General features: G+C 64.1%; 16 protein-coding genes and 1 tRNA gene. 13 read left to right on the plus strand and 4 right to left on the minus strand.

The genetic code is table 11. The annotated features are described in order from the left end of the window. Nucleotides 1-52: 52 nt before the first annotated feature. The 3 genes from NGM29_RS05325 (at nucleotide 53) to NGM29_RS05335 (ending at nucleotide 2,490) form a co-directional block, all read left to right on the plus strand. Nucleotides 53-703 (plus strand): protein-L-isoaspartate(D-aspartate) O-methyltransferase, encoded by a 651-nt coding sequence (locus NGM29_RS05325; protein WP_254159400.1) that lies wholly within the window; start codon nucleotides 53-55, stop codon nucleotides 701-703. A 21-nt stretch (nucleotides 704-724) separates the two neighbouring features. Continuing rightward, nucleotides 725-1,693: a class I SAM-dependent methyltransferase gene (locus NGM29_RS05330; RefSeq protein ID WP_254159401.1), complete on the plus strand. Its 969-nt coding sequence runs from the start codon at nucleotides 725-727 to the stop codon at nucleotides 1,691-1,693. Nucleotides 1,694-1,755: 62 nt separating this feature from the next. After that, entirely contained in the window at nucleotides 1,756-2,490 is a 735-nt protein-coding gene (locus tag NGM29_RS05335) for a protein-L-isoaspartate O-methyltransferase family protein (protein ID WP_254159402.1), read from the plus strand. Nucleotides 2,491-2,492: 2 nt separating this feature from the next. Here the strand turns inward: NGM29_RS05335 and NGM29_RS05340 are convergent, their stop codons facing one another. From NGM29_RS05340 to NGM29_RS05355, 4 genes are all read right to left on the minus strand, one after another. Beyond that, nucleotides 2,493-2,945 carry a DUF7382 domain-containing protein gene (locus tag NGM29_RS05340; protein WP_254159403.1) on the minus strand — a complete coding sequence of 151 codons (453 nt, stop codon included), beginning with the start codon at nucleotides 2,943-2,945 and terminating at the stop codon, nucleotides 2,493-2,495. Between the two features lie 205 nt (nucleotides 2,946-3,150). Beyond that, on the minus strand, nucleotides 3,151-5,268 hold the full coding sequence (locus NGM29_RS05345; RefSeq protein WP_254159404.1) for a bacterio-opsin activator domain-containing protein: 2,118 nt from the start codon (nucleotides 5,266-5,268) through the stop codon (nucleotides 3,151-3,153). A gap of 152 nt (nucleotides 5,269-5,420) precedes the next feature. After that, nucleotides 5,421-5,846, minus strand: a complete 426-nt coding sequence (locus tag NGM29_RS05350) for a group I intron-associated PD-(D/E)XK endonuclease (RefSeq protein ID WP_254159405.1) — start codon at nucleotides 5,844-5,846, stop codon at nucleotides 5,421-5,423. Nucleotides 5,847-5,974: 128 nt separating this feature from the next. After that, a tRNA-Asp gene (locus NGM29_RS05355) sits at nucleotides 5,975-6,047 on the minus strand. Nucleotides 6,048-6,425: 378 nt separating this feature from the next. Between NGM29_RS05355 and NGM29_RS05360 the strand changes: the two genes are divergently transcribed. The 10 genes from NGM29_RS05360 (at nucleotide 6,426) to NGM29_RS05405 (ending at nucleotide 19,077) form a co-directional block, all read left to right on the plus strand. Beyond that, nucleotides 6,426-6,653: a DNA-directed RNA polymerase subunit H gene (locus NGM29_RS05360; RefSeq protein ID WP_254159406.1), complete on the plus strand. Its 228-nt coding sequence runs from the start codon at nucleotides 6,426-6,428 to the stop codon at nucleotides 6,651-6,653. Continuing rightward, entirely contained in the window at nucleotides 6,654-8,228 is a 1,575-nt protein-coding gene (locus NGM29_RS05365) for a DNA-directed RNA polymerase subunit B'' (RefSeq protein ID WP_254159407.1), read from the plus strand. 3 nt (nucleotides 8,229-8,231) lie between these two features. Next, nucleotides 8,232-10,061: a DNA-directed RNA polymerase subunit B gene (gene rpoB, locus NGM29_RS05370; RefSeq protein WP_254159408.1), complete on the plus strand. Its 1,830-nt coding sequence runs from the start codon at nucleotides 8,232-8,234 to the stop codon at nucleotides 10,059-10,061. Nucleotides 10,062-10,064: 3 nt separating this feature from the next. After that, entirely contained in the window at nucleotides 10,065-13,028 is a 2,964-nt protein-coding gene (locus NGM29_RS05375; protein ID WP_254159409.1) for a DNA-directed RNA polymerase subunit A', read from the plus strand. After that, nucleotides 13,021-14,247 (plus strand): DNA-directed RNA polymerase subunit A'', encoded by a 1,227-nt coding sequence (gene rpoA2 / locus NGM29_RS05380; protein ID WP_254159410.1) that lies wholly within the window; start codon nucleotides 13,021-13,023, stop codon nucleotides 14,245-14,247. Before NGM29_RS05375 ends, rpoA2 begins: the two co-directional genes overlap by 8 nt. Before the next feature lie 40 nt (nucleotides 14,248-14,287). Beyond that, the gene (locus NGM29_RS05385) at nucleotides 14,288-14,707 is read left to right on the plus strand and encodes a NusA-like transcription termination signal-binding factor (protein WP_254159411.1); all 420 of its coding nucleotides are present in this window, start codon (nucleotides 14,288-14,290) and stop codon (nucleotides 14,705-14,707) included. Nucleotides 14,708-14,816: 109 nt separating this feature from the next. Next, a complete protein-coding gene (locus tag NGM29_RS05390; RefSeq protein ID WP_254159412.1) occupies nucleotides 14,817-16,028 on the plus strand; it encodes an alpha-hydroxy-acid oxidizing protein in 1,212 nt (403 codons plus the stop codon). A gap of 180 nt (nucleotides 16,029-16,208) precedes the next feature. Continuing rightward, complete coding sequence (locus tag NGM29_RS05395) at nucleotides 16,209-17,852, plus strand: COG1361 family protein (protein ID WP_254159413.1); 1,644 nt, start codon at nucleotides 16,209-16,211, stop codon at nucleotides 17,850-17,852. 186 nt (nucleotides 17,853-18,038) lie between these two features. Continuing rightward, the gene (locus NGM29_RS05400) at nucleotides 18,039-18,467 is read left to right on the plus strand and encodes a 30S ribosomal protein S12 (RefSeq protein WP_253432648.1); all 429 of its coding nucleotides are present in this window, start codon (nucleotides 18,039-18,041) and stop codon (nucleotides 18,465-18,467) included. Nucleotide 18,468: 1 nt separating this feature from the next. Continuing rightward, a complete protein-coding gene (locus NGM29_RS05405) occupies nucleotides 18,469-19,077 on the plus strand; it encodes a 30S ribosomal protein S7 (RefSeq protein ID WP_254159414.1) in 609 nt (202 codons plus the stop codon). Nucleotides 19,078-19,113: the final 36 nt, after the last annotated feature.

Raw genomic sequence — 19,113 nt, forward strand, 5'->3', positions numbered from 1 at the left:
GCTCACGACACGCTCGCGATTTACGACCACGACCACGATCTAGATCGAGACCATGACCCACGACGCTCCCCGAAACCGACGCGACGAACGCGAACGACTCGCCAAAACCGTCGCCGCTCGTAACGGGATCGACGACCGCGTCCAGTCGGCGCTCGAGTCCGTCCCCCGGCACGCGTTCGTTTCCGAAGACCGACGGATCAACGCTTACGCCGATCGACCGCTGCCCATCGGCAACGACCAGACGATTAGTGCCCCACACATGGTCGCCGTCATGGCCGACGAACTCGCCCTCGAGTCCGGCGACGCCGTCCTCGAGATCGGCACGGGGTGTGGCTACCACGCCGCGGTCACCGCCGAACTGGTCGGCGCCGACAACGTCTACAGCGTCGAGTACGATCCCGAACTCGCCGACGACGCGCGAGGTCGTCTCGCTGACCTCGGCTACGAGGCCGTCGTCGTCCGGACCGGCGACGGGCGCGACGGGTGGCCCGAGCACGCCCCCTACGACGCGGCTTACCTGACCTGCGCGGCTCCCGCGTTCCCCGACCCGGTCGTCGAGCAGGTCCGCCCGGGCGGGCGACTCCTCGCTCCGCTCGAGGGCGGGTTGGGCTCTCAGACGTTGACGTTCGCTCGAAAGCGCGAGGACGGGTCGCTCGAGCGCGAGGAACGCGGGGCGGTACGGTTTGTTCGGATGCGTGGTTGAGACAGGCGGCGAGCGATCGGTGTGACGAACGAGTACGCGTGCTTTTTCGACTCCGCGGACCATCGACGACTCGAGGACATGTCACAGCCACCTGCGATGCCATCGCTCGAACTCTGCTTGCTCCTGCGCGCCGCCCGCGAGACCGGCGCGCTCGAGGCGCTGATGACCACCGCGGAGACGCCGACCGACCTGGCGAGCGAAACCGACCTGAGCGAACGCGCGGCCGAGACGCTCGTTGACGTCCTCGAGGCCGAGGGATTCCTCGAGGACGTCGTGGGCGCGTACGAACCCACGAATCGCTCGCTCGGCTTTCTGGCGAAGGCGGACGTCCGGTCCATCGGGTCGCTTCCCACGACCCTGGATCGGCTGGACCGGGGTCTCGAGACCGACTGGCTCCTGACCGACGACCGGCCGACCGAGACGGACACCGAGCGGCGAAACCGCCTCGGCAGGGCAGCGGCCGCGGACGAGGCGACGACTCGCGCGCTCGTCACCGCGGCGATTCGCGTCGCTCCCGAGGCCCGACGCGTCCTGGAAGTCGGCGGTGCGCCAGGACGACGTGCCGTCGAGTTCGCGCGCCGTGGGGTCGACGTCACGTTGTACGGCGACCCGGAGGCCGTTACCGACTCGCGGGCCATCCTCGCCGGCGAACCGGTGGCCGTGCTCGAGGGGGCAGTCGTCGACGGATTCGACCTGATCGTTGCCGTCGATCAGCTGTCGTGCCTCGGTCCAGCGGCGAACGAAACGCTCGTCGACGCTGCGGCGGACGCCCTCGAGCCAGGCGGCTGGCTCGTCGTCGCGGAACGACTCGAGGGGCCGCCAGCGACGCGGGTCGCCGTGGAAACCCTGCTCGAGACGACGGCGGGGCGCGTCTACCCGACCGATAGGTACCGCGAGTGGTTCGAGCGAGCGGGGCTCGAGCGGTGGACCGTCGAGTCGGTTCCCGGCACGGCGTATGTTGTGCTCGCTGGCCGGCGCTCGCTCGCCTGACGTGACAACGAGTTGCCCACAGCAAGCGAGTCGTTGATTACCGTCGCGGCGATACCGTCTCTATGGATCCGGCGGTACTGCGCGAGGACATGGTCGACGGCCTCGTCCACGAGTCGAAAGGCGTCCTCGCGGACGAGTCGCTCGCCGTCGCCATGCGCGACGTCCCGCGCCACGAGTTCGTCGAGAACGAGTCGGCAGCCTACGCCGATCGAGCCCACGAGTGTCACGGAACGCGCGTGCTGGCCCCCAGCACGGTCGCGCGATTACTCGAGGCGCTCGCCCCTCGACGTGGCGACTCCGTCCTCGTCGTCGGGGCCGGCGTTGGCTACACCGCCGCCGTTCTCGCGGAACTCGTCGGCGAGACCAACGTCCACGCCGTCGACATCGCCCGCCCGATGGTGTACGAGGCTCGTGCGAACCTCGAGCGAGCAGGGTACGGCGGCGTCCTCGTCGACTGTCGAGACGGGGCCCGCGGATTGCCGGCGTACGCACCGTTCGATCGGATTTTACTCGAGGCGGCGACCGTTTCGCCCCCCAGGGAACTGCTCGAGCAGTGTCGCGAGGGCGGCCGGATCGTGTATCCGCGGGGCGCTCAGCCCCAGCGCCTCGAGGCGCGTCGGCCCGACGGCACGACCGAGCGATTCGGCGCTGTCTCGTTCGAACCCCTGCTCGTCGACGGCGAGCAGGTCGGGGCCGTCGAGCGCAACCGGACGGCTCGAGAGGACGTCGAACACGCGACGCGCCGTGCCCAGTCCCGAACCGGCTGGGAACGAGAGTGGATCGAGTGGGAGGGATAGCCTCAGTTCTCGATGACGACGATTTCGGTGTTCGACTGGTCGTCGACGTAGTCGGTGTTCGTCGGCGGGACGACGTCGACCTGGAGCGTCCCGGTTCGCTGGCCCTGTCTGAGCGTCGGGTCGAGTCGCAGGGTGACCTCGCCGTCGCTTCCGGTCTCACCTTTGACGGCCGAATCCAGCCAGGCATCGTCGCTCATCACGATGACGGTCGCGTCTTCGACGGTGTTGCCGTCGTCACCGAGGACGGTGAGATCGACGCTCGTCGTTCGACCGGCGTCGACCGTCACGGGGTCGATCTCGACGTCCGTTTCCGTCTCGGCCAGCGTTCCGATTCCGCCGAGCATGCTCATCATGATCGCTGGGCTGGCGACGCCGACGACGAGCGCGATGATCAACCTGATGGGGAGTCCTTCGATCGCCCTGTCGTCCGCGCCGAACCGATGTGGTGGTCGCATGGCCGGTCTGGCCCCTCGTTCGTATATAAATCCACGGCTGAGAGGTCCAGTCGACACTCGAGGGGTTCGAAAAGTGGGGTGGGGGGTTAAGGGGGGGGGGGGGGGGGTGGCGACAGTCTGTCTCAGATCGCCAACTAATGGTATGGACGCGGGGCCATTAAAAATAGCTTCTATTTGTTTAGATGGTCTCAAATGGAGATACTAATTAATTAGAGTCGAGTCCGAACGCCAGCGTGACCAGCTTTCGCTGGGCCGCTCGCAGGTGATAGTGGTAGGTCGGCGGCGTCACGTCGAGGGCCGCAGCGAGGTCCTCGCCCGTGCTCTCGCGTGGCCACTCGAAGAACCCGCTGTAGTGGGCCGCTTGCAGCGCCTCGAACTGCTTGGCTGTCAGCGACTCCTCGAGGCGCGCGTCGAATCGGGTGCTTGAGACGCTCGCCGTCGTCTCCCGGCGAGCCGTTAGTTTCGTCTCCGGATAGTGGTCTTGAATCGATTCGACCAGTGCTCGCGTATCGATCTGGCTCGGGACCGACAGCGCGATGGTCGTTACGTCGTCGCTCGTCGTGGTCGACGTCACGTGGGCGTCGTACTCTCGCAGTATCTCGACGAACGGCGTCGGCGTGATCGTCACCTCGAATAGCGTCGACTCCTCGCCGTCGGAGACGACTGAGAGGGAGTCGACCACCGCCCATCGCTCCGCCAGCTCGAGGATCTCGTCGATCGGCGGCTCCTCGATCGAAACGAACAGGACGGTCTCCTGGGCCCGGTCGATGATTCCCTCCAGGGTGATCGTCCCGGAGGCGATCGTTCCGATCCGATTGAACAGCATCTGCGGGTCCTGACACTCGAGTTCGATCTCGAGTCGACTGTCGGTGAGCATCGCCTGGGTGCGCTCGACCGACCGAATCGCGTGGCCGATCGTCTCGCCGAGTTCGCCCAGGACCTCGCGCTCGCTCTCGCTGATCGCGTCGGCCTGCGGGGCGTGGACCACGATGGCGCCGTATCGCCGCTCGGCGTCGACCAGCGGCACGGCGAGCACCGTCTGGTAGCCGTAGGTGAGCGCCGCCTTTCGCCGGTCAGCCCACGCCTCGTCGTCGAGCACGTTCTCGGCTACCTGCACCGATTCGGTCTCGAGCGCGCGCTCGATCAGGGCCGCTTCGGGCGCCCCGGCCCCGTCCTCGCGAACGCGGTCGACGTAGGTGACGTCGATTCCCTCCCAGACGGTCGGCGACGGCGTCTCCTGGCCCGCGGTGATCCACGCACAGAGGTAGCGGTCGGTTTCGGCGAGGCGCTGACAGACCGTCCGCTCGATCTCTTCGCGAGTCGAGGCCTTGGCGATCCCACGGTTGATCGCCCGGACGATCTCGTTCGTGTGATTCAGCCGGGTCAGCTCCTCGTTTTGCTCGGTGAGTGTACGGTCGTGTTCGCGCAGTAACTGCTCGCGCTCGGCCCGGTCCAGGGCAGCCTCGGTGTTTGCCCCCAGAATGTAGAGTAACTCGCGCATCGACTCGTCGAACCGGTCGGGTCGCTCGCTCCCGGCGACGACGACCCCGTGCGTCCCGAGGGGAACGACGAGTTTACTTCGGCTCACCGTGTCGGCGACGTCCGTCACCCCTGCCGCCCGGACGTTGGGGTAGTACTGCGGTTCGCCCTCCGAGAACGCCTCCCAGATCAGCCCGTCGCCACGCCCGATCGTCTCCGCGGGCGTCAGCAGCTGGCGCGTCTCGGCCGTTGACGCCGCGTGAGCGAGCGCCCCCTCGGCGGGTTCGAATCGATACGCGGAGACGATCGGCACCTCGAGGATCGCGCCTGCGGTTTCGACGGCGGCCTCGTAAATCTCGCGCTTCGTCCCCGCTCGCATCAGGTCGCGCGTGGTATCGTGGAGCGCCGTCAGCGTCCGTTCGTACCGCCGTTCGTTCTCCCGGAGCTCGGTCTCCGTCCGGTACTGTGAGACGGCGTTTGTGATCTGGTTCGCCAGCAGGGTGAACCGGTCGCTCCCGGGCTGTTTCTGGAGATACTGGGTCACCCCGGCGGCGATCGCTTCGCTCGCGATCTCCTCGGAGCCCTTCCCAGTGAACAGGATGAAGGGCAACTCCGGATCCCGCTCGCGGACGGCCTCGAGCAACTCGAGTCCGTTCGTGCTGGGCATGTCGTAGTCGCTCACGATACACTCGATGGGGTCGGTCTCGAGGACGTCGAGGGCCTCGTCCGCGCTCGAGACGTCCGTCGCCGCGATGTCATCGCGTTCGCGCTCGAGCATCGTCGTCGTCAACTCGGCGAACCTGGCGTCGTTGTCGACGACCAGGACGCGCATGGTTTCGGTCACGTCGGACCACGCTCCGCGTCTCGAGGTGACGGTTCCACAGCGTCAGCCTTGAGAGTGTGGTCTACAATGACTCGGGGGACGACGTCGCTCATCATCGGAAGATGAACCGGTGTGTACTAAATAATTAGTATTCCGTGAACGTGTTACCCAACTTACGGCGACGATAGCGGAATTTGCTCGTCCAGCTCGTACTCTTCTGCCCAGTTTATCGATGGGTGTGCGATTTTCGATTCAAACCGGAGTTCCATTTTCTGCTCCGTCACATCTTCGATATCGACCCAGTATAATGTCTCCGTCGGCGGATAGCGAACGAGAAAGGCATCGATCTTTCCATCGTAGGTCTGCTCATGGTAGTCGCCGCCTCGAGTCGTCTGAGAGTGGGTATTGAATCTGATCGTGTGTTCTTTGTTTTTCCACGCAGTTTTACATTGAATGCGATGACAGGTTTCTCCCGCGTCGATGATGAGGTCGTACGGATCGTTATCTCCGAAAGGAATTGATACGCTGAGACCACGAGCAACAAGGTGCGCTAAGATGGCTGCCTCCGTCTCGTCTCCAACGTTCTTCGAATTACTCATAGAATAGATTGCTTCCCTTTCGTTGATAAATGTGAGATTCTGGAAATGGGCATGGAATTCACTCAGTCGCGACTTTGTCGTTCGAAAATCGACGAACTAGCCGCTTACGAATTTGAAGTATGAGAAAGCGCCCGAGGCGGGATTTGAACCCGCGTCACAACCGTGACAGGGTTGTATGATGGGCCACTACACCACCCGGGCACCCTGCAACTCTTTGTTTCCCGGTCGCAGTATTAAGGCTTTCCAATCGGTGACGGTTTGGTAGGCCGGGACGCAACACGATTTATTGAATTTTCGATTCCGTTCGAACTGTTCGAGACGACCCGAACCTCGAGCCAGACTAGCTATCGAACGGCGAAGCGAACTACCTGACGAACGGTTGCCAATTCTCCGCAAAGGATTTAATCAATACGTGTGGTACGTACTGGTATGTGACGCCGCCGGCGACGGGTGATGGCCGGCGGGCCGACTAGCCGTGCCTGTGGGGCAACTTAGTAACCGTTAAATGCCTTCCGGCAATACGTCCCTGTAGTATCTCGTGACAGCCGCTTCTCCCCCGGTAGGCCGGACCAACAACACATGGTAGACGTAAGCCAACACGAACTCGTGCCAGAGCACACCATCCTCGACGAGGAGGTACTTGAGGACGTGCTCGACGAGTACGACATCGACCGTACAGACTTGCCGAAGATCAAACGCACGGACAAGGCGCTGCCCGACGAAGCCGAGGTCGGGGACGTCATCAAGATCGTGCGAAACTCGCGAACGACGGATCAGGCCGTCGTCTATCGACTCGTGGTGGAATAAATGGAACTGGATCGAACACTCAGACGGGACATCTCGCGGGAGTATTTTTCGAAAGAACGACTGGCCGAGCATCACTACCGCTCGTTCAACTCCTTCCTCACTCGAGGGATGCAGGAGGTCGTCGACGAGAAGGAGACCATCGACACGGACATCGGCGACAAGGAAGGCGAGGAACCCGTCCGCGTCGATCTCGGGGACGTGCGCGTCGTGACGCCCCGAGTTCGCGAGGCCGACGGGTCCGAGGAACTGCTCTACCCGCAAGAGGCCCGCCTGCGCAACATCACCTACTCCGCGCCCGTCTTCATGGAGATGAGCATCGTCAAGGGCGAGGAGGGCGACGAGCGCGTCGTCGACTCGACGGAGACGAAGATTGGCCGGATGCCGATCATGGTGGGCTCCGAGAAGTGTAACATCGCGGGCTTTTCCGACCAGGAACTCATCGAAATCGGTGAGGACCCCGCCGACCCAGGCGGCTACTTCATCGTCAACGGCTCCGAGCGCGTGTTGATGACCAGCGAGGACCTCGCGCCGAACAAGATTCTCGCCGAGTACGACACGAAGTACGGCGACGAGATCCAGGTCGCCAAAACCTTCAGTCAGCGCCGTGGCTACCGCGCTCTGGTGCTGTGTGAGCGAACCCGGAACGGCCTGCTCGAGGTCTCGTTCCCCTCGGTATCGGGATCGATCAACTTTGTCACGCTCGTGCGCGCGCTGGGTCTCGAGTCCGACGAGGAGATCGTCCACAAGGTCTCGAACGACCCCGAGGTCGTCAAGTACATGCTCGAGAACCTCGAGGAGGCGGAGGTGCAGACGAAAGAGGAGGCCATCGAGGCGCTGGGCAAGCGCGTCGCCTCCGGCCAGGGCAAGAACTACCAGCTCAAGCGGGCGAACTACGTGATCGACCGTTACCTCCTGCCTCACCTCCACGAGGAGGGTGTCGAGGAGGAGGACGTCCGAATCAACAAGGCCCACTACCTCTGTCGGATGGCCGAGGCGTGTTTCGAACTCGCGCTCAACCGGCGCGAATCCGACGACAAGGACCACTACGCGAACAAGCGGCTCAAAGTCAGCGGCGACCTGATGCGCGACCTGTTCCGGACGGCGCTGAACAAGCTGGCACGCGACGTGAAGTACCAGCTCGAGCGCGCGAACATGCGAAACCGGAACCTGTCGGTCAACACCGTCGTGCGCTCTGACGTCCTGACCGAACGACTCGAGCACCCCATCGCGACGGGGAACTGGGTCGGCGGACGCTCCGGCGTCTCACAACTGGTCGACCGGACAGACTTCATGGGCGTCCTGAGTCACCTGCGCCGGCTTCGGAGCCCACTCTCGCGCTCGCAGCCACACTTCGAGGCGCGAGACTTGCACGCGACCCAGTGGGGTCGCATCTGTCCCTCCGAGACGCCGGAGGGGCCGAACTGTGGGCTGGTGAAGAACTTCGCACAGGCGATGGAACTCTCCCAGCACGTCGAGGACGAACAGGACCTGAAACGCGAACTGGCGTCGATGGGTGTCGAGGGCATTCCCGGCATCGAGGGCGTCGAACGAACGACAACGAGTGCGGACGACTAACACATGAGTAGCCAACAACGAGAAGCCAAGGTGTACGTCAACGGGTCGCTGGTGGGTACGCACCCGGACCCGGAAAAGCTGGCCGAACAGATTCGCGAAGCGCGACGCATCGGCGACGTCAGCGAAATGGTCAACGTCTCGGTGAAAGAACGCACGCGCGAGGTCATCGTGAACGCCGACGCGGGCCGTGCTCGTCGTCCCCTGCTGGTCGTCGAGGACGGTGAACCCCGCATCACGGACGCCGAAATCGAGGCCCTTCGCGACGGTGACCTCGAGTTCGAGGACCTCGTCGACCACGGCTACATCGAGTTCATCGACGCTGAGGAAGAAGAGGACATCTACGTCGCCGTCGACGAGGACGATCTGAACGACGACCACACCCACCTCGAGATCGATCCCTCGCTGATCTTCGGGATCGGTGCGGGGATGATTCCCTACCCCGAGCACAATGCGAGTCCACGAATTACGATGGGGGCGGGGATGGTCAAGCAGTCGTTGGGCCTACCTAGCGCGAACTATCGTATCCGGCCGGACACGCGCCAGCACCTGCTGCACTACCCGCAGCTGTCGATGGTCAAGACCCAGACGACCGAACAGATCGGGTTCGACGAGCGCCCTGCTGCCCAGAACTTCGTGGTCGCCGTCATGAGCTACGAGGGGTTCAACATCGAGGACGCGCTGGTTATGAACAAGGCGTCCGTCGAGCGCGCGCTCGCTCGCTCGCACTTCTTCCGGACCTACGAGGGCGAGGAGCGCCGGTATCCGGGCGGCCAGGAAGACCGCTTCGAGATTCCGAGCCAGGACGTTCGCGGCGCTCGCGGTGAGGAGGCCTACACCCACCTGGACGAGGACGGCCTCGTCAACCCCGAGACGAACGTCGACGAGAACTCCGTCTTGCTCGGCAAAACGAGCCCACCGCGGTTCCTCGAGGAACCCGACGACATGGGCGGCCTCTCGCCACAGAAGCGCCGGGAGACATCTGTGACGATGCGTTCGGGCGAATCCGGCGTCGTCGACACCGTCACCCTGATGGAGGGAGAGGACGGCTCGAAGCTGTCGAAGGTCTCGGTGCGCGACGAACGAATCCCCGAACTCGGGGACAAGTTCGCCAGCCGCCACGGCCAGAAGGGGGTCGTCGGTCACCTGGCGCCCCAGGAGGACATGCCCTTCACCGAGGAGGGCGTCGTTCCCGACCTGGTCGTCAACCCTCACGCCCTGCCCTCGCGGATGACCGTCGGGCACATCCTCGAGATGATCGGCGGCAAACTCGGCGCGATGGAAGGTCGTCGCGTCGACGGCACGCCGTTCCTCGGCGAGGACGAGGACCAACTTCGCGGCGGACTCGAGGAGGCCGGCTTCAACTCCGCGGGCAAGGAGGTCATGTACTCGGGCGTGACGGGCGAGAAGATCGAGGCCGAAATCTTTGTTGGCGTCATTTTCTACCAGAAGCTCTACCACATGGTCTCGAACAAACTGCACGCCCGTTCGCGCGGGCCGGTGCAGGTGCTCACCCGTCAGCCCACCGAAGGGCGCGCCCGCGAGGGTGGGCTGCGCATTGGGGAGATGGAGCGCGACGTGTTCATCGGCCACGGGGCGGCCATGACGCTCAAGGAACGCCTGCTGGACGAGTCCGACCGCGAGTTCATCCACATCTGTGGCAACTGTGGGATGAGCGCGGTCGAGAACGTCGAGCAACGTCGGGTGTACTGCCCGAACTGCGACGAGGAGACCGACATCCACGAGATCGAGATGAGCTACGCGTTCAAGCTGCTGCTCGACGAGATGAAGGCCCTCGGCATCGCCCCGCGACTCGAACTGGAGGACGCCGTCTAACACATGCAACACAGCACACCCAAAGACATCGGATCGATCAACTTCGGGCTCATGGAGCCCGAAGAGTACCGGGAGATGAGCGCGACGAAGATCATCACCGCCGACACCTACGACGACGACGGCTTCCCCATCGACATGGGGTTGATGGATCCCAGACTGGGCGTCATCGACCCCGGACTCGAGTGCAAGACCTGTGGGAAGCACTCGGGGTCGTGTAACGGCCACTTTGGCCACATCGAACTCGCGGCGCCGGTGATCCACGTCGGCTTCACCAAACTCATCCGACGACTACTCCGCGGGACCTGCCGTGAGTGTTCGAAGCTCCTGCTCACCGAGGACGAGCGCCAGGAGTTTCGCGACCAGATCACGGAGTACCGAAAGCTGGGTCACGACCTGAACGACGTGACGAAGGCGGCGATCCGGCAGGCACGAAAGAAGGACCGATGTCCGTTCTGTGCCGAAATCCAGTACGACATCGACCACGAGAAGCCGACCACGTACTACGAGGTCCAGCAGGTTCTTACGAGCGAGTACTCCCAGCGCATCGCCGGTGCGATGCAGGGCAACGAGGAGGAGGGCATCGACCGAACGACGCCCGACGAACTCGCAGAGAAGACCGACATCGAGCTCACCCGGATCAACGAGATCCTCTCGGGTTCGTTCCGTCCGCGCGAGGATCAGCGCAAGGCGATCGAGAAGGCCCTCGACATCGACCTGACCGAGGAGGACACGAACAAGCTGATGCCCTCGGACATCCGCGACTGGTTCGAGGCGATCCCGGACGAGGATCTCGAGGTACTCGGCATCGACGCCAGTCGTTCCCGTCCCGAGTGGATGATTCTGACGGTGCTGCCGGTACCGCCGGTCACCGCTCGCCCGTCGATCACGCTGGACAACGGTCAGCGCAGCGAGGACGACCTCACCCACAAGCTGGTCGACATCATCCGGATCAACCAGCGGTTCATGGAGAACCGCGAGGCCGGTGCGCCCCAGCTGATCATCGAGGACCTGTGGGAACTGCTCCAGTACCACGTCACGACGTTCATGGACAACGAGATTTCGGGCACGCCGCCGGCGCGACACCGCTCCGGACGGCCCCTGAAGACCCTCTCCCAGCGGCTAAAGGGGAAGGAAGGCCGGTTCCGCGGTTCGCTGTCCGGGAAGCGTGTCAACTTCTCGGCCCGGACCGTCATCTCACCCGACCCCACCCTGAGCCTCAACGAGGTCGGCGTCCCCGACCGCGTGGCGACGGAGATGACCCAGACGATGCTCGTCACCGAACGCAACTTAGAGGAGGCTCGACGCTACGTCGCCAACGGGCCGAACAGCCACCCCGGCGCGAACTACGTGCGACGACCGGACGGCCGCCGCCTCAAGGTGACCGAGAAGAACTGCGAGGCGCTCGCGGGGCTGTCCGAGGAAGGTGAACTCGAGAGTTCCCAGACGATCGGTCCAGGCTGGGAGGTTAACCGGCACCTGATCGACGGCGACATCGTCATCTTCAACCGCCAGCCGTCGCTTCACCGGATGTCGATCATGGCCCACGAGGTCGTGGTCATGCCGTACAAGACCTTCCGGCTGAATACCGTCGTCTGTCCGCCGTACAACGCCGACTTCGACGGCGACGAGATGAACATGCACGCCCTACAGAACGAGGAGGCCCGCGCGGAGGCGCGCGTCCTCATGCGCGTGCAAGAACAGATCCTGAGCCCCCGCTTCGGAAAGAACATCATCGGGGCGATTCAGGACCACATCTCCGGGACGTACCTGCTGACGAAGGACAACCCCCGGTTCAACGAGACGCAGGCGCTCGACTTGCTCCGGGCGACCCGGATCGACGAATTGCCCGAACCCAGCGGCATCGACGACGAGGACGAACCGTTCTGGACCGGCCGGGACGTCTTCTCCGAACTGCTGCCCGACGACATGAACCTCGAGTTCACGGGAACGGTCGGTGACGACGTCGTCATCGAGGATGGCCAGCTCGTCTCCGGAACGATCGCCGAGGACGAAGTCGGCGAGTTCGGCGGCGAGATCGTCGACGCGATCACGAAGCAGTACGGGAACACGCGCTCGCGCGTCTTCATCAACGAACTCTCGACGCTCGCGATGCGGGCGATCATGCACTTCGGGTTCTCGATCGGGATCGACGACGAGACGATTCCGGCCGAGGCCGAAGCGCGCATCGACGAGACGATCGAGGAGGCCTACGATCGCGTCGCGGAACTCATCGAGGCCTACGAGCACAACGAACTCGAGAGCCTGCCCGGGCGGACGCTCGACGAGACGCTCGAAATGAAGATTATGCAGACGCTCTCGCGGGCGCGTGACAACGCGGGGAACATCGCTGAGGAGCACTTCGAGGGCGACAACCCCGCGGTCGTCATGGCCGAATCCGGGGCGCGTGGCTCGATGCTCAACCTGACCCAGATGGCCGGCTGTGTCGGCCAGCAGGCAGTTCGTGGCGAGCGGATCAACCGCGGCTACGAGAACCGCACCCTGAGCCACTACCAGCAAAACGACCTCTCCGCGGAGGCCCACGGCTTCGTCGAGAGTTCCTATACGGTCGGCCTGGACCCACGGGAGTTCTTCTTCCACGCGATGGGTGGCCGCGAGGGGCTGGTCGACACGGCAGTCCGGACCTCGAAGTCCGGCTACCTCCAGCGTCGGCTGATCAATGCGCTCTCGGAACTCGAGGCCCAGTACGACGGCACCGTCCGGGACACGGGCGACACCATCGTGCAGTTCGAGTTCGGCGAGGACGGCACCTCGCCAGTGCAGGTGGCCTACGACGACGACCACGACGTCGACGTCGAGGGCATCGCCGAGACGGTGCTCGAAGAGGAGTTCGACTCCGAGGCCGAGCGCGAGGCGTTCCTCTCGGGCAAGCGGATCGAGACGAACCTCTCGGAACACGCCGACAGCCGTCGAGTTGCCGAGCCCGAGGGGGTGAGCTCGGATGACTAAGACCGAGAACGTCTTCGTCCAGGACTACGACGTCGACGACGACGCCATCGTCATCGTCGAGGATAGCGAACTCCCGCGACGGCTCAAGGATCGCGTCTACGCGGTGCTCGAGGATCAGGGAGACGTAACGATCGAGCAGGCCCAGGATATCGTCAGCGCCGTCGAAACCGAGTACGTCGAGACGCGCGTCGACCCGCTCGACCCCGTCGGGACCGTCAGCGCCCAGTCCATCGGGGAGCCCGGGACGCAGCTGACGATGAACACGTTCCACTATGCAGGGGTTGCCGAGATCGACGTCACCCAGGGACTGCCCCGACTGATCGAACTCGTCGACGCCCGGAAGACGCCGGACACGCCGACGATGCAGGTCCACCTCGCAGAGGAGTACGCGACCGAACGCGAGAAAGCTCACGAAGTCGTCTGGAACATCGAGGCGACGAAAATCCTCGCGCTGGGCGACGTGTCGACGAACGTCGCCGACATGCGCGTCCAGATCGACCTCAACCAGGACACGCTCGAGGAGCGACTCATCACGGCCGAGGAGGTTGCCGAGATCATCGAAGACTCCCTGGGCGTGTCGACGACCCAGCAGGGAACCCAGATCGAGTTCGGCCCAGAAGAGCCGTCCTACCGGGACCTCCTCCAGCTGGTCGAGGAGCTCCGGGACATCACGTTCAAGGGGATCGAGGACATCTCGCGGGTCGTCATCCGCCGGGAGGACCTCGAGGTCGAGACCGACGATGGCGTCGAGGAGCGCGAGGAGTTCGTGCTCTACACCGAGGGGTCGGCCTTCGGCGACGTGCTCTCGATCGAGGGCGTCGACGCCTCGCGGACGACCTGTAACAACATCCACGAGATTCACCGCAATCTCGGCATCGAGGCCGCCCGCGAGGCGATCATCGAGGAGACGAACAACACGCTGGCCGAGCAGGGGCTCGACGACGTGAACGTTCGCCACCTGATGCTGGTCGCCGACATGATGACCAACGAGGGGACGATCGAGTCGATCGGTCGTCACGGCATCTCGGGTTCGAAGGACTCCGTGCTCGCCCGCGCGGCGTTCGAGGTGACGGTCAACCACCTGCTCAACGCCGCCATCCACGGAGAGATCGACGAACTCGACGGCGTCACCGAGAACGTCATCGTCGGCAAGCCGATCAAGCTCGGTACCGGCGACGTCGACCTGCGGATGGGGTCGTCGCCGAATCGGGCGGACTGACACGCGAAACGACTCCGTTTTCTAGACGCCCTATACCAAGATGACCATCACCCTCGAGGACGACGCACGCCAGTTCATCGCCCTATTCGAGGACGTCTCCGGAATCTCCGGCCAGGACTGTCTCGTCTTCGAGGACCACCTGGTGATCGTCGTCCCCGCGGGGACGATGGGGCAGGCAGTCGGCGCCCGCGGACAGCACGTCCAGCAGTTCGAGCGCCGAACGGGGCGATCCGTGAGGCTAGTCGAGGGCTCGAACGACCCCGAGGCGTTCGTGGCGAATACCCTGGCGCCCGCGGCGGTCCGCAACGTCACGATCAGCGAGAACGACACGACGGTCGCCTACGTCGAGGTGCCCGAGGACGACCGTGGGGTCGCCATCGGCACCGACGGCCGACGAATCGAGGACGCGCGGACGCTCGCCGACCGTCACTTCGGGATCGACGACGTGCAGTTAGCCTGAGCGTCCGCTCGATGTGCTGCGTTCGTCCTCTCGCCTCGAGGACGCCTTGATATCGGCGTTCCTCGAGAAGCCCCGAACGTATACGGTCGTTCGTGACAGACCGACAGGCATGACCGACGATGGGCCAACCTACGGCCGGGAACGGCTGACCGAGATCTACACACAGGGAATGCTCGCCGGACAGCCACCCTCGCTGCCGCCGTCCTACGAGGCGCTCGAGACGGCAGCCGAGGCGGAACTCGAGCCAGAGGCGTTCGGCTACGTCGCAGGAAGCGCCGGAGCTGAACGGACGAAAGCGGCGAACCGGACGGCGTTCGAGCAGTGGCGGATCGTCCCGCGGATGCTCAGGGACGTCGCTACGCGGGACCTCTCGGTCGACCTGTTCGGCGAAACCTACCCCGCTCCGGTTGCGCTGGCACCGATCGGGGTTCAGTCGATCCTCCACGAGGAGGCGGAACTCGCCTCGGCGCGGGCGGCCGCCGGTCTCGGTCTGCCGTTCGTCCAGAGCACCGCCGCCTCCGAGACGCTCGAGGACGTCGCCGTGGCAACCGGCGACGCGCCCGCGTGGTTCCAGCTCTACTGGAGTTCAGATCGCGACCTCACGGAGAGTTTCGTCTCGCGCGCGGAAATCGCGGGCTACGAGGTGCTGGTCGTCACGGTCGACACGCCGATCATCAGCTGGCGCGAGCGCGACGTCGAACAGGCGTACCTCCCGTTCCTCGACGGCGAGGGCGTCGCGAACTACTTCTCGGATCCGGCGTTCCGGGACCGGCTCGCCGATCCGCCCGAGGAGAACCCCGACGCCGCGGTCATGAAGTTCGTGGACGTCTTCGGCGACGCCTCACTGACGTGGGACGACCTCGAGTGGCTCGCCGGTCTCACCGACCTGCCGATTCTCGTCAAAGGAATCGTCCACCCGGAAGACGCCTCATTGGCGCTCGAGTCCGGCGCCGACGGCGTAATCGTCTCCAACCACGGCGGGCGCCAGGTCGACAACGCGCTCCCTGCGATCGAAGCGCTCCCTCGAGTGGTCGACCGACTGGCCAGCGAGGGGTACGGCGACGCTCCGGTACTCTTCGACAGTGGCATTCGTCGCGGTGCGGACGCCGTCACGTCGCTTGCCCTCGGCGCCGAGATGATCCTGCTCGGACGCCCCTACGTGTACGGCCTCGCGATCGACGGCGAAGACGGGGTTCGGGAGGTCTGCCGGAACTTTCTGGCGGACCTCGACCTGACGCTCGGACTGGCGGGTCACGCGTCCGTCACGGAACTCGACCGGTCGTCGGTCGTTCCCGCGGACGGTTCGTTCGAACTCGAGTGATGGCGGTGTGGTTGGTTCATACGCACCCAGAGAAATTCGCCACCGGGACGATTTCGCGGACAAATCGGGCACAACAGTAAAATACGTCCGGTCGGGTCTTTTGCCCAGGAAAGAATGTCCGGATTACAGAAATTCAAGAGAAATTGTCGATCTTTTACGATCGTAACTATCGTCACAGTGTTGCTTCTCGCGACGACGAGCGGGGCCGCGGTCAGCGTTTCACCCGTCGGAACGACTGCTGTAGCCGACTCGTCCACGGGTGATCAGGTTCCGAACCCCATCGCGGCAGGGACCTACGAGGGACAGGAACTCGAGGCGGGCCAGTCGGTCACCTACGATGCGAAACTCTCCGAAGGCGAGTACTTCGCGGCTGTTGCACTATTTGAATCCGGGACGGACCTCCGAGTAACGATTCGTGACCGGAGCGGGACGGTAGTCGGCGAGACGTTCAGTGACACGGGTTTCGAAGTCGCCGAACTTCCGTCGGTGGACGAGGGCGGCACCTATACCGTCGAAATCGCGAACGAAGGCTCCACGGCGGCGACGTTTACCCTCGACGTCTACCACGACAGCGGCTCCGAGACTGGCTCTGAGCCGTCGACCGACGACGTGCCTGACCCACTCGAGGAAGGGACCTACGAAGGACAGGAACTCGAGGCGGGCCAGTCGGTCACCTACGAAGCCGAACTCACCGAGAACGATTTCTTCTCGGTTTTGGCGGACTTCGATTCGGACGCCGACATTGCCGTGACGATCCGTGACCCGAGCGGATCGGCGGTCGGTGAATCGTTCCCGCACGACGATTTCTACGCGGCGGACCTCACTAGCGCACCTACCGACGGAACGTACACGGTCGAGATCGAAAATCGAGGCGAGACGGCAGTCACGTTCGTTCTCGACGTCTACTACGACGGGTTCGAATCCGATCCGTCCAGAGCGCAAGTTCCGGATCCGCTCGAGAACGGCTATTTCCCTGGTCTCGAACTCGAGGAGGGCGAGACGGCCACCTACGATGCCGAACTGGAAACCGGCGACCTCTTCACCGTGAGTGCGCTTTCCGGCACCGACCTCGAGGTGACGGTCACCGACCCGTCCGGGTCCGCCGTAGGGACCGACGTCCGAGACGGAGACTACCGGGCCGTCAACGTGGTCGGCGCACCCACCGACGGGACGTACACGGTCGCGGTCGAAAACCGCGGCGAGACGGCGACCGAAACCGACCTCAGCGTCCTGTACGAACCGACCCCGGCCGTCCTCGAGAACGGATCGTTCGAAGGAACGGTCGACGGGATGGACTTCGACATTTCCATGATCGATCTGAACGCGGGCGACGACCTCTCGGTGACGATCACGTCCGACGACGCGGCCGGCCTCGACGTAACGCTCTTCGACTCGGCGACCGAAGAACTCGCCACCGGCGAACACGGAGACGGCACCGTTTCCCTCGACTTATCCGATGTCGAATCAAGCGACACTCATCTGCTGCAGGTGTACAACGCCGGCACGTCCGAGGTCGACTACGAACTCGAGGTTTCACACTCCGGACAGGCCAACGCGACGGAGAAAGCGGAAGTGGAAGGCGAGGAAGCACGTGACAGCGGAGAGGAGACGAACGAGAGCGAGTCGAACGAGAGCGAGTCGAACGAGAGCGAGTCGAACGAGAGCGAAACGACCGAAAACGCTGACGGCGATGGGGACGAATCCGATGCGACCCGCCAACCTGGCGACGAAATGCCGGGGATGACCGCCTCCGGCGCGTCCCTCGCCCTTCTGGTCGTCTCGTCGCTGCTACTCGGACGAACCCGTGTCGACGACGACGCCTGAACGACTCTTGAGACTGGCGTACGGAATTCTCCGCGCCGCCGAGTGGCGATAGGCCGCGCTGTGGCCGTAACTCGAGACCGCGAAACGCCCTCAGATCTCTCGAAGGGGTTCGATAAAGCGCTCTCGAGGCGTTTCTCCCGGAGGGAAAAGGGGATGCTTAAGTGCCTTCGTCGGATAGCCATCGCCATGGCAAACGGCAAATACGCCGCGCGCAAACTCAAGAAGGACCGCCAGAACCAGCGGTGGTCCGACTCTGACTACGCGCGCCGAGCACGCGGCCTGCGCGAGAAATCGGACCCGCTCGAGGGTGCGCCCCAGGCCCGCGGTATCGTCCTCGAAAAGGTCGGCATCGAAGCGAAACAGCCCAACTCGGCCATCCGGAAGTGTGTCCGTGTCCAGCTGATCAAGAACGGCAAGCAGGTCACGGCGTTCTGTCCTGGCGACGGGGCGATCTCGTTCATCGACGAACACGACGAGGTCACCATCGCCGGTATCGGTGGCGCGAAGGGTCGTGCCATGGGTGACCTTTCCGGCGTCAACTACAAGGTCGACAAGGTCAACGGTGTCGCCATGCTCGAACTGGTTCGCGGCAACGCGGAGAAACCGGTGCGATAACATGAGCGAGCAGGAACAACCCGAACCCGACGCGCCCGCTGGCGGCAGCGACCTCACTGCCAAGCTCTTTGGCACGTGGGACGTCTCCGAGATCGCCTACAACGACCCCTCGACCGAGCGCTACCTGTCGGTGACGCCCATCGCACACACGGCGGGTCGCCACGCGAGCAAGCAGTTCAAGAAGTCCGAACTCTCCGTCGTCGAGCGACTGGCCAACCGCCTGATGCAGACCGAGGAGAACACGGGCAAGAAACAGCAGACGCTGAAGATCGTTCGCGACGCGTTCGAGATCGTCAACGACCGCACCGAGGAGAACCCCGTCCAGGTCCTCGTCACCGCCGTCGAGAACGCAGCGCCGCGCGAGGAGACCGTCCGCCTCAAGTACGGCGGTATCTCGGTCCCCAAGGCCGTCGACGTCGCGCCCCAGCGCCGCGTCGACCAGGCCCTGAAGTTCATCGCCGAGGGCGCTCACAGCGCCTCGTTCAAGTCGCCGACGTCAGCTTCGGAAGCGCTCGCCAGCCAGCTCATCGGGGCGTCGAACTACGACGTGCAGACGTACGCGATCAATCAGAAAGAAGAGAAAGAACGCGTTGCGGCTGCTGCGAGATAACTGCGTTTCGCTTTCGCTTTTTCCGGTTTCGATCCG

It is taken from the genome of Natronosalvus rutilus (assembly GCF_024204665.1).
Taxonomy (GTDB): Archaea; Halobacteriota; Halobacteria; order Halobacteriales; family Natrialbaceae; genus Natronosalvus; species Natronosalvus rutilus.

Excerpts from the sequence above, each read along its gene's own strand:
- NGM29_RS05325 (WP_254159400.1), top strand. The coding sequence starts at position 53 with ATGACCCACGACGCTCCCCGAAACCGACGCGACGAACGCGAACGACTC.
- NGM29_RS05335 (WP_254159402.1), top strand. The coding sequence starts at position 1,756 with ATGGATCCGGCGGTACTGCGCGAGGACATGGTCGACGGCCTCGTCCAC.
- NGM29_RS05340 (WP_254159403.1), bottom strand. The coding sequence starts at position 2,945 with ATGCGACCACCACATCGGTTCGGCGCGGACGACAGGGCGATCGAAGGA.
- NGM29_RS05350 (WP_254159405.1), bottom strand. The coding sequence starts at position 5,846 with ATGAGTAATTCGAAGAACGTTGGAGACGAGACGGAGGCAGCCATCTTA.
- NGM29_RS05360 (WP_254159406.1), top strand. The coding sequence starts at position 6,426 with ATGGTAGACGTAAGCCAACACGAACTCGTGCCAGAGCACACCATCCTC.
- NGM29_RS05365 (WP_254159407.1), top strand. The coding sequence starts at position 6,654 with ATGGAACTGGATCGAACACTCAGACGGGACATCTCGCGGGAGTATTTT.
- rpoB (WP_254159408.1), top strand. The coding sequence starts at position 8,232 with ATGAGTAGCCAACAACGAGAAGCCAAGGTGTACGTCAACGGGTCGCTG.
- NGM29_RS05375 (WP_254159409.1), top strand. The coding sequence starts at position 10,065 with ATGCAACACAGCACACCCAAAGACATCGGATCGATCAACTTCGGGCTC.
- rpoA2 (WP_254159410.1), top strand. The coding sequence starts at position 13,021 with ATGACTAAGACCGAGAACGTCTTCGTCCAGGACTACGACGTCGACGAC.
- NGM29_RS05385 (WP_254159411.1), top strand. The coding sequence starts at position 14,288 with ATGACCATCACCCTCGAGGACGACGCACGCCAGTTCATCGCCCTATTC.
- NGM29_RS05390 (WP_254159412.1), top strand. The coding sequence starts at position 14,817 with ATGACCGACGATGGGCCAACCTACGGCCGGGAACGGCTGACCGAGATC.
- NGM29_RS05400 (WP_253432648.1), top strand. The coding sequence starts at position 18,039 with ATGGCAAACGGCAAATACGCCGCGCGCAAACTCAAGAAGGACCGCCAG.
- NGM29_RS05405 (WP_254159414.1), top strand. The coding sequence starts at position 18,469 with ATGAGCGAGCAGGAACAACCCGAACCCGACGCGCCCGCTGGCGGCAGC.